The following is a 9,481-nucleotide window of genomic DNA, read 5'->3' on the forward strand; positions in this document are numbered from 1 at the left end:
AGCGTCTCAACCGCCACGAGATTAAAGAACTCGTCTATCCAAGGCTCATCTTGCAGGGTTTGAGTGCTGCTGGACACGGCTTCTCAACCCTGCTCTTTCGTATGCGACGTATTCTATGACACCCTCATAATATGTTAACGCATGCTTCTTTTGATGCTTCGGGTCCACCTGCCGAGTGGTTAAGATTGATCGCAACGGTGTACCGAGTTCTTACAGCAGGTGGTTCGGCATATCAAAGCAACACGTAAGAGGTCACGTCCTTAGAAATAAGTCGACTAATGGGATCGTCTGAGGAGTTCGGGAGTTTATTTTCGGCACGCATCAAGGAGACCAGAGATTCGTATATCATCGAAGTCCCACGCAGTGAAATTGACCGTGAGTCGGTTGAGCAAGACGAAGTATATCGAGTCGCACTACTGTCGACCGGAAAACCGTCTGCAGAGGCTGAGTCATCATCTCGATCTCGGAGCCGTAATTCTTCTACTCACGGAGAAGAGCAGCAAGACCCACCGGTGACCAACGGCGAAGAGCGCATTGTCGAGATCACGGAGATGGGTGACCAGGGTGACGGCCTCACACGCGTTGAGCGTGGATTCGTCGTAATCGTCCCAGAGACGGAGGTGGGCGAGCGTGTTCGAATACGCATAGAGACCGTTCATGAGACCGTTGCATTCGGGGAAGTCGTCAAACGTTTTCGATATTAGGGGTCTTCGATTAGATCTTTGAGAGTCGGACTGCTCAGGGTTCTACTGCGAGCGAGTAAAGTTGTTGTCGGGCATCGGCAAGTGAGATCTCAGCGTCGATGACCCCAACTGCATCGAGTTCTGTGAGCGCATATCGAACAGTTCGAGGTGAAAGTCGAGATTTGTCTGCAAGTGCTGATTGAGTGAGCGTTCCATTGTATTCGAGAACTTTGGCGACCAACTTTGCGCTCGGAGGAAGGTCGCTGACAACGTCCCACATTTCTTCAGTGGTCGTGACTGTCGCTTCGTCAGCAGTCGACATACTTGAAGATAATCATATGCCAATCATAATACCATTGGTTCAGTTTTCCATGACACTCTGTTTAAGCAGGCAGGCTCTTTGCTGAAATGTACCTCTCTGGTGTAGTACCTCAAAATTTAATCAATTCAGACGAACATTTTTACCATCTGATTGCTTATTATCAAATGCGCTTCGCCTTGGAGGGCACGAAGCGTTGGGGAAAAACCGATGGGGGACACGGAAGCCGGCTCTCCGTGCGTTCTCCATCCAGGTGTCTAATGTGAGGAGTGCTCTTGATCTGCTTCAGTGATATAGAGCCTATTTTCGACTTCGTAGAGATAGCCTCGATTGATCAGACGGTCGAAGGCGTACTCAAGATCGGTTTTAATCAGATCATATTCTGGGTGTGCATTGATAGCGAGGTCGGCGGCCTGATGTCGGTCAAGAGATTCTTGATCAGATTCGGTTTGGATATATGATTCGAGCCACGAGTAGATGTCTTTGATCCACTCAGGAAGGGGTGGCCGGTCAGTGTCCTGCATAGCGTACAAGAGCGTAGTCGCTTGAGTGGTTTGAGTGTTGTAGTCGGAACCGGAGATGAGTGTGAATAATTGCCGGAAACTAAGTAGTGGGAAGGGTCAGGTAGCACCAATGAGCGTGGTTGGCAAATTGCTCTCATGGATTGGCAGGCGGTCAAGAAGTAGCGGCCAGTATGTTTGTCAGCGGTGTGGAACCCATCATGAGATGCACTCTCAGAGCTGTCCAGAGTGTGGAAGCTTCTGTCTGGACCATGTCGACTGGAGTTCCGAACAGTGAGTCCAGAGTGAATCTCTTGAGAGGGAACTTCGTCCAGATAGACCCGACGGAAGGTTCCTTTACTCGAACGAGGTGCCAGATTTGAAGCTGGTGAGCTCTTCGATGCGCGCTTCGAGCTGTTCGATTTCGGTTTGGAGTTCTTTGGCTTCGGTGGTATCGGCCGCAGCGAGTTGATCTTTGAGCCCCTGGAGCCTGGATTCTTTACGCTCTTCGTCGACATCGGCTTTACGGACGTACTGGCTTTCGTTGATCTCATAGAGGTCGGACTCGGAGAGGTCAGTGACATCGAGTGCGTCGTCGACTTTGGAGGCGTCGACGGTGGTGACTCGTTGGCGGTCGATGCCTGCGTCTTCGAGTTTTGTAAGGACGACCTCATCGTCTTTGAGCGTACGATTTCGTCGAGTGGTGCGTTGAACCGAGCCGTACTGTCCGTGGACAGGCTGATCGTGATGAAGTCGTTCGAGGAGTACTGCTCGGACATCCTGTCGGAGATCGTTAGTGTTGCGCTGGACATCAGAACAGAGCGTATAGAGGTTGACCAGCTCGGAGGTTTCCATCGCTGAGAGGTCGGTGGGTGTGTAGCGTTCGAGGGCGTCGACGAGTAGAAGCGAATCGGAGTAAACGGGGAGGTCGGGCTCTTGACGGTCCTGTGTATCGTCTTCAATACCGAGGGTGGTATCTACGAGTGCGGAAGGGGTCGGGTCGTCGGTATTGCGTATCACCCTCTCACGTTGGTCGACCTCAAAGCGTGGGTGAACACTGAGAATTGTGCCATAGGGTTCGGCATCAGCCGGGAGTCGATCAAGATCAAATCCGTCTATGGTGTCGGTGACTCGTTGATAGAGGGTTTCAAATTGGTCACGTTTGAGGGGGATGGTACGGTCTTGGTCACGGTATTGGATGTGGAGTCGGTGTTCTTGAACATCGGATACTCGGAAGGACCGTTCAGAGAGAGGAGTGACAAACGTAGCATCCGAGGAGAGTTCGTCGAGTTGGTCGATGATGGTGTGCCACGTCACGGAAAACGGCATACGTAGATGTACGACTCTGTAGTCAAAATACTACTGTCGACCGGGATGCGCGTGACGAGAGCAAGTTCGATTTTTCGCTTCTGAATCCTATCGATTCGGCGATCATCCGAACGGCGTCTACGCAAATCAAAAAATTTTGCTTCTAACAATTCAACTGCCTCTAATACAATAATAAAGTGTCTAGGCGATTCTGAGACTTCGATAAACGGTTGTGAATTGTTCTAACCGTCGAATAAAGTGTGTAAATATGCCCCAACGCTCGTCGTATTATATACCTATCTGGTTACATAGTGAACTTAGACGGTGACCAACTAATGAGCACATTCAGGCCAAATTATGGACAGAAGACAAACGTTGTAGCTGACTCAGCGACAGCGTTGGTTCGGCATGGCAGCGTTGCGTTTCGTGCGACGATCAGGCGTGTTAGTTTCTGGTCGGCGATTCTGTTGCCGCTGGTGTATCTGCCACTGCTGGCCGGTGGCATGGGTCCCCAGACCGGATACATCATCATCGGTCTGCTCGGACTGAATCTGCTCGCATTGCTCGCTGGACACAACCACACTCGGAACTGACTATGAGTACCACACAGCAATCCATTCCCGCTGACAAGACGACTGACGGTAGCTCAAAAGAACAGCGCCTAATCAATTATCTTCGCGCCCGCGTCGACGAGGGTGAGATGTATTTCAAAAGTAAGTTTATTGCCGACGATGTCGACCTCTCATCGAAAGAGATCGGGGCGTTGATCGTCAAACTCCAAGATTCGGTTGAGGACCTATCAATCGAGCGGTGGTCCTACACAGGCGCGACCACCTGGCGTGTCGAGCGGACGAACTAACCGAGCATCACCGTCTATCCCTCCTGTCACCCACTCCTTCGAAGTGTAGTGAATTCAGGTAGCCTGTAGTGTCATACTTGTGGCGGCTCTGGGGGAGTGAATTCTGAGCTCGGTTCATCGTCTTTGTGGGTGAGGCTCTTGCATAACTCAGCGAAACACGTTCACTGCAAAGCAGTCAATAAGCCCGCTCAACGGTACTCTGGCGAGGTTTAGCGTCCGTACGAACCCGTAGGTTCGGACGGACTGTTCAAGTCCGGGCTTCGAGAGACCGCGGAACTTCTGCAGCCAGGGATTCACCAGTGACCAGAGGCATTCGACTTGGTTGACATGGACGCCCTCATCAGTGACAAACTCTTCGGAGTGTGGAACGACCTTCTCGTTGTCATAGACGAGTGGCGCGTATCCGCGCCACCCGTCGTGCCACAGTTCATCAATCTTCCCTGAGAGGATCTCTACCTCGTCGAGCGTCTGTCTCAGCTCGTCAGGTTTCGCACCACGTTCCGCACGTATCACGCGGAGCGTGTCTCGACACGCTCCAACAAGCGTCATTGTATCGCCTGGTGCGCCTTCCCACCGAGATCGACCGGGCTCACCATCGCCGCCGCGGGAAAGACCGTCCCGCGGCGGCGTCTGTCCTTTGAAACCAGAACACTTCTGGCCGGTTTCGTCGATCTGGGTTGGACTGTCACCATCTTCTTGCAGATGTGTCCAGACGAGGTGGAAGCCGCTCTCAAAGGCGGCTTCCACCTCTCGGATAGTTGTATGGACGGTATCGTAAACGGCCTCGAAGAGTTGAGCAACTTGGTTGATGCTGAGTAGCGTATCTGCGTAGAGTACGAAGGCGATGATAACCTCTCCAGGCGTGAGTGTTCGTCCTTCAAACGGCGTGTTACGAGTGTATGTGAACGTATAGCGGCAGTTAGAACACCAAAGCCGGGGACTGCTGTCCCCGGCGTTGACGGTGGTTTCACCGCAATCAGGACAAGGAGCTTCTTCCCAAGCGTGCTTGCAGCGCCGCTCGATCTCAGCATCGAGCGGCTCTGGCCGCAACACTATTGATGTGAGCTCAACAAGTTGCTGAAGCATCCCGCCGAATGCGGTTTGGTTGTTCACACACAGACGCATTCAGCGGGATGCCATGATACTCACGCTGTTTCACTGTCTTCGGTAAGAGCCAATCTAATACATGTCCGGAATTGAACAGCGACCATCGGTGCTTCGGTGTTCTGTTAGCACCGTTGACACACGATGACTCAATCAATTCGACGTGACCGCACAACACCCATGTCCGTAGATGAACTCCCGCTGGCACCAACGCTCACCGACGTCGAGAGCGTCGTTATCGCCGGTCCCCCGATGAGCGGGAAGTACGACCTCATGCACCGCCTCCTCGGCGAAGCCGGTCAGCAATCGATCGTCCTCTCAACCGGCCACGACGCAGAACGCGTCCGTACCGACTATGTCGACACCACCGACGAGGATCCCGACACCGTCGCTATCGTCGACTGCGTGACCCGCGAACAGGGCGGCGAGGCCACCGACACTGAGCGCACCAAGTACGCCTCCTCGCCGAAGAACCTCACTGAACTCGGCGTGAAGTTCACCGAACTCGCCGAAAACTGGGAGACCCACCCCGAGACGACGGTGGGCGTCCACTCGCTGTCCCAGTTGCTGATGTACTGGGATGCCGATCGGATCTACCAGTTCGTCCGCGTCCTGCTGGGCCGGACCCGCAATCGGGAGTGGCTCACCGTCGCAGTTATCAACTCCACGATGCACGACGAACGAACCCTCCATACCCTGCTGGATCCGTTCGATACGGTCGTCAACACCCGGACGACCGATGAGGGCTGGGAGATGCGAGTTCGGGACCGGAACGCCTCGCCGACGGCGTGGGAGCCGTTCTGAGTCGGGGCGAAAACGGCCGGACCGACCAACCGGAGATCGCGGCTCGCGTGAGGACCAAACTGTGCAGGCGCAGGTTGTTTGCAATCCAACGATCAATGATCTGTCGATCACATCGGCTTAGTGTTTGAGCCTGTAATTAGGAACCGAACGCTCACCATCTGTTGCTTACCTGGCGAACTCCAACCGATCAGTCGGGCAGCGCGTCAGCGACCTTCTCGATGGGGTGTGGTGGTTTGCCGTACTGCTTTTCGTAGTCCGCCAACTGCGAGCGACACGAGGTTCCGGGCGCGACGACTTCCTGGGCCGGCGATTCCTCGACGGCGTCAAACAACATTCGACCGATCGCCTGGCTCATCGAGTAGTGTTCAGCCTCGTAGCCAAACGATCCAGCCATTCCACAGCAGGTCGTATCCAAGACGTCGACCTCATAGCCCGTACGTCGGAGGACGCCAACGGCGTGATGGTCTCGACCCGCTGCGGTCTGGTGGCAGTGGCCGTGGTACGAGACCGCCTCGCCACCGTCGGCGTCCATCTGCTCGTCGAGCCGGAACGTGTCGATGTACTCCATGATGCCGTAGGTGTTGGCAGAGACTGCCTCGACATCCTCGCCAGCCAGCAGGTCGAGATAATCTTCCTGGTACATTACGGAATCAGAGGGCTCGACACTGACGATATCCCACCCATCGTCGATTCGCGAGGTGAGTGACTTAACATTGTCCTCCGCAATCGCCCGCGAGTGGTCGACCATCGCCTTCGAGTGAGCTGGCCTCCCACTGTCGGTCACCTCTTCGGAGACTTCGACGTAGACACCGGCGGCCTCCAGGGCCCGCACGGCGGCTTTGCCGACCGCAGGCTGGGTGTAATTGGTGTACGGATCAGCGAGCACCAGTGCCTTCCGGTCGGCCTCCACCTCAGTGACCCCGGAGGTCCGCGATTTGGCCCATTTCTGGAGCGTGTTGCGTTTGAACGTCGGCAGCTCGCGTTCGCGGGCGATGCCGAGAGTTTTCTCCATCACCAGGCCGCTGCCCGGAATCTTGGCGGCGACGTTCGATAGCGGTGCGAACGTGCTGCCGAGGCTATAGAGCGTCTCGACGTTGGCAAACAGTTTGTCGCGGAACGGAATCCCCTCGCGCTGGTGATATTCGTGTTTGACCTCGGTTTTGAGCTTGGCAAGGTCGACACCGCTCGGACAGTCGCGCTTGCAGCCCTTGCAGCCGATACAGAGATCCAGTACTTCGTGGATGAACTCGTCGTCGGTCACGTCGTCGGGCAAATCCCCACTCATCGACTGACGAAGCATGTTGGCCCGTCCTCTGGTTGAGGTAATCTTCTCGTTTTCGGTCGCCCGGTACGTTGGACACATAATCGAGCCCGTCGTATCCTGGTGGCCCTCACAGCCCGCACAGCCGTGACAAAGTTCAGTCATTCCTTGGAAGCCGTTCTCGTTGGGCCACTGGAGCGTTGGCTCGAAGCCGGCATCAAACTCGTAGTCCGAATCGTACCGCAGGTTCTCGGTTGGGTCGAAATCGCCGCTGACGTTGCCCGGATTCAACAGGCCCTGCGGATCGAAGGCGGCTTTGAGATCCTGGAACGCCCCCCAGATCTCCTCGCCGTACAGCTTCTTGTTCCAGGTTGTCCGTGCACGGCCGTCACCGTGTTCGCCCGAGACCGACCCGCCGTACTCGATGACGAGATCTGTGATAGCGTCCGAGATCTCAAACATCGTCTTGATGCCGTCCTCTGTTTTGAGATTGAGGAGTGGTCGAATGTGTAGCACGCCCGGCCCCGCGTGGGCGTAGTAGGACGCAAACGTGTCGTGCTCGTCGAAGAGCTCCTGGATGTCGGTAACGTACCCCGGAAGGTTTTCGGCCGGCACGGCAGTGTCCTCGACGAACGGCCAGTGTTTGTCGTCGCCCGTCCGCGAAAGGAGAATGGGAAGGCCGGACTTCCGCATTTTCCAGAATTTGGCCTGCCGGTCCGGGTCGTAGGCCTCCAGCGCGTCAGTCGCGTGGATCCCGGCATCGACAGTTACCGAACTGTCACTTGCGCCGATTGCGGGTTCGTAGCTCGGCAGGCGGTCAGCCAACAGATCTGCGACCTTCTGTTTGCCATCGTCGACAGACTCCGCATAGAATTCGACCAGCAGCGTCGAGTCAGTGCCCTCGGGCAGAATGTCGACGACCGGTGCGAACTCGGCGGTATCGCGGGCCAGATCCAGTAGGACGTCGTCCATCACCTCAACGGCGGCGGGATCGTGTTCCAGGATCGGCGCGACGTCCCGCATCGCCGAGATCACGTCGTCGTAGGTCAGCAATACGACCGAGGTTTCGTTGGGGATCGGTTCCAGCGAAACGGTCGCCTCGGTGACGATACCGAGTGTACCCTCGCTGCCCGCCATGAGTCGACCGACGTTGACCTCGCCGCGCTCCTCGGCGTCTTCGAGGAGTTTGTCGAAGTTGTACCCCGAGACGTTCCGCATCAGGTCGGGGTAGCGTGCCTCGATCTCCTCGCGTTGGTTCCGGAGGACGTCCGAGACGACCTCGTAGACCCGGTCTTCGATCCCCGGATCGTCGAGTTCCGCGGCCCGTTCGGCCCGCTCGTGGAGTTCGTCGACGGCCATCCAGTCGAACCGCGTGATCGTCCCGTCGGCCAGCACGACCTCGACGGATTCGAGATAGCCGTCAGCCTTCTCGTACTTCAGCGAGTGTGAACCCGTGCTGTTGTTGCCGATACAGCCGCCGAGGACGCTTTTGTCGCCCCATGCCGGATCGGGCGCGTACTTGAGGCCGTGATCGCTGAGTTGATTGTTGAGTCGGCCAAGAGTAATGCCCGGCTGGGCGGTCACCGTCTTCGCTTGGGGGTCGGCCTCGATGATGTTGTTGAATTGCTTTTTGAAGTCAAGCACGACCGCCTCGTTGACTGTCTGGCCTGCCAGGCTTGTCCCGCCACCACGTGGGAGGACGGGAATTTCGTTTTTGGCGCAGTACTCCATGACTGCCTGGACATCTTCGGTCGACTCAGGGACGACAACTCCGATCGGCAGTTGGTGGTACGCGCTGGCGTCGGTCGCAAACAGATTGCGCGTATAGCTGTCGAAGCGCACGTCGCCGTCGACAAGCCCTTCGAGATCGGCGACGAGTTTGGGATCTTCGACAGCATCGCTTCGATAATCGTAGTTTGCACGTGAATCGTCGGCAGGATCGACCGGTGACGTTTGGGTGGTCTTGCTCATAAGTTGATTTGGATTGTGTGTGCTGAGCTGGTGCAGTGAACCGGTTGTGGTACCATCTTAGCGATGTGGGTACATGAACCTTAATTAGGATTGGCTCTTACCGAAGACAGTGAAACAGCGTGAGTATCATGGCATCCCGCTGAATGCGTCTGTGTGTGAACAACCAAACCGCATTCGGCGGGATGCTTCAGCAACTTGTTGGTCGCGTCGCAAAGTCCTCTAGAGTTTGCCGCTGAGCGTCTCGACAGCATTTCGTACAAATGAAAATACTGCGTTAGAATGACGTGCACCAAATGTACGTGATTTAGAGAGCGTTAGAGATAGCAGCCCGAGTAGTCTACGCAACCACCACTCGAAACTCTGGACCGCTTTGCGACGCGACCAAAAACTTCGATGAAAAAAGCCGAGGGATCGGCCGTTGGCCTCTCACTCGGAGAACCGTGCTCACTGCGTTCGCGCGGATGGTGGTGCTGAACTACACCTCTATATCTTGCACGCCATCTGGTAGTAATGTCAGCCGAATTTTTTGTTTCACTGGATCACCCTCGAAGGGGTGACACCGGGCCGTGCAAGATAGAAGGCGTATCTACAGAACAGTCATGTCAGTTGTCCGGGCGTGAATCAGTCAATACTCGGCGGTCGGTCAGACTGTTTTAGTGGCGTCTAAGCAGC

General features: G+C 55.7%; 9 protein-coding genes. 4 read left to right on the forward strand and 5 right to left on the reverse strand.

What is annotated here, in order from left to right; all coding sequences use genetic code 11:
* The first annotated feature begins 278 nt into the window (after positions 1-278).
* Positions 279-704, forward strand: a complete 426-nt coding sequence (locus O2S87_RS16975; protein ID WP_475409943.1) for a TRAM domain-containing protein — start codon at positions 279-281, stop codon at positions 702-704.
* 34 nt (positions 705-738) lie between these two features.
* On the opposite strand, the gene O2S87_RS16980 is transcribed toward O2S87_RS16975, so the two are convergent.
* The 3 genes from O2S87_RS16980 to O2S87_RS16990 form a co-directional block, all read right to left on the reverse strand.
* Positions 739-1,005, reverse strand: a complete 267-nt coding sequence (locus O2S87_RS16980) for a MarR family transcriptional regulator (RefSeq protein ID WP_475409944.1) — start codon at positions 1,003-1,005, stop codon at positions 739-741.
* Positions 1,006-1,259: 254 nt separating this feature from the next.
* A complete protein-coding gene (locus tag O2S87_RS16985; RefSeq protein ID WP_475409945.1) occupies positions 1,260-1,526 on the reverse strand; it encodes a hypothetical protein in 267 nt (88 codons plus the stop codon).
* 333 nt (positions 1,527-1,859) lie between these two features.
* Positions 1,860-2,831, reverse strand: a complete 972-nt coding sequence (locus O2S87_RS16990) for a DUF7983 family protein (RefSeq protein ID WP_475409946.1) — start codon at positions 2,829-2,831, stop codon at positions 1,860-1,862.
* Positions 2,832-3,145: 314 nt separating this feature from the next.
* On the opposite strand from O2S87_RS16990, the gene O2S87_RS16995 reads away from it, so the two are divergent.
* Positions 3,146-3,403 (forward strand): DUF8028 family protein, encoded by a 258-nt coding sequence (locus O2S87_RS16995; protein WP_475409947.1) that lies wholly within the window; start codon positions 3,146-3,148, stop codon positions 3,401-3,403.
* 2 nt (positions 3,404-3,405) lie between these two features.
* A complete protein-coding gene (locus O2S87_RS17000; RefSeq protein WP_475409948.1) occupies positions 3,406-3,669 on the forward strand; it encodes a DUF7123 family protein in 264 nt (87 codons plus the stop codon).
* A gap of 147 nt (positions 3,670-3,816) precedes the next feature.
* On the opposite strand, the gene O2S87_RS17005 is transcribed toward O2S87_RS17000, so the two are convergent.
* Positions 3,817-4,755, reverse strand: coding sequence for an IS1595 family transposase (locus O2S87_RS17005; RefSeq protein ID WP_475409951.1), 939 nt, complete (start codon positions 4,753-4,755; stop codon positions 3,817-3,819).
* Positions 4,756-4,953: 198 nt separating this feature from the next.
* Between O2S87_RS17005 and O2S87_RS17010 the strand changes: the two genes are divergently transcribed.
* On the forward strand, positions 4,954-5,577 hold the full coding sequence (locus tag O2S87_RS17010) for a DUF7504 family protein (RefSeq protein ID WP_475409949.1): 624 nt from the start codon (positions 4,954-4,956) through the stop codon (positions 5,575-5,577).
* 187 nt (positions 5,578-5,764) lie between these two features.
* On the opposite strand, the gene O2S87_RS17015 is transcribed toward O2S87_RS17010, so the two are convergent.
* Positions 5,765-8,809 carry an FAD-binding and (Fe-S)-binding domain-containing protein gene (locus O2S87_RS17015; protein WP_475409950.1) on the reverse strand — a complete coding sequence of 1,015 codons (3,045 nt, stop codon included), beginning with the start codon at positions 8,807-8,809 and terminating at the stop codon, positions 5,765-5,767.
* Positions 8,810-9,481 lie beyond the last annotated feature (672 nt).

Source organism: Halohasta sp. A2 (assembly GCF_056175805.1).

Bases quoted from the DNA above. Each gene is read 5' to 3' on its own strand.
- O2S87_RS16975 (WP_475409943.1), top strand. From the start codon at position 279: ATGGGATCGTCTGAGGAGTTCGGGAGTTTATTTTCGGCACGCATCAAG.
- O2S87_RS16980 (WP_475409944.1), bottom strand. From the start codon at position 1,005: ATGTCGACTGCTGACGAAGCGACAGTCACGACCACTGAAGAAATGTGG.
- O2S87_RS16985 (WP_475409945.1), bottom strand. From the start codon at position 1,526: ATGCAGGACACTGACCGGCCACCCCTTCCTGAGTGGATCAAAGACATC.
- O2S87_RS16990 (WP_475409946.1), bottom strand. From the start codon at position 2,831: ATGCCGTTTTCCGTGACGTGGCACACCATCATCGACCAACTCGACGAA.
- O2S87_RS16995 (WP_475409947.1), top strand. From the start codon at position 3,146: ATGAGCACATTCAGGCCAAATTATGGACAGAAGACAAACGTTGTAGCT.
- O2S87_RS17000 (WP_475409948.1), top strand. From the start codon at position 3,406: ATGAGTACCACACAGCAATCCATTCCCGCTGACAAGACGACTGACGGT.
- O2S87_RS17005 (WP_475409951.1), bottom strand. From the start codon at position 4,755: ATGCTTCAGCAACTTGTTGAGCTCACATCAATAGTGTTGCGGCCAGAG.
- O2S87_RS17010 (WP_475409949.1), top strand. From the start codon at position 4,954: ATGTCCGTAGATGAACTCCCGCTGGCACCAACGCTCACCGACGTCGAG.
- O2S87_RS17015 (WP_475409950.1), bottom strand. From the start codon at position 8,809: ATGAGCAAGACCACCCAAACGTCACCGGTCGATCCTGCCGACGATTCA.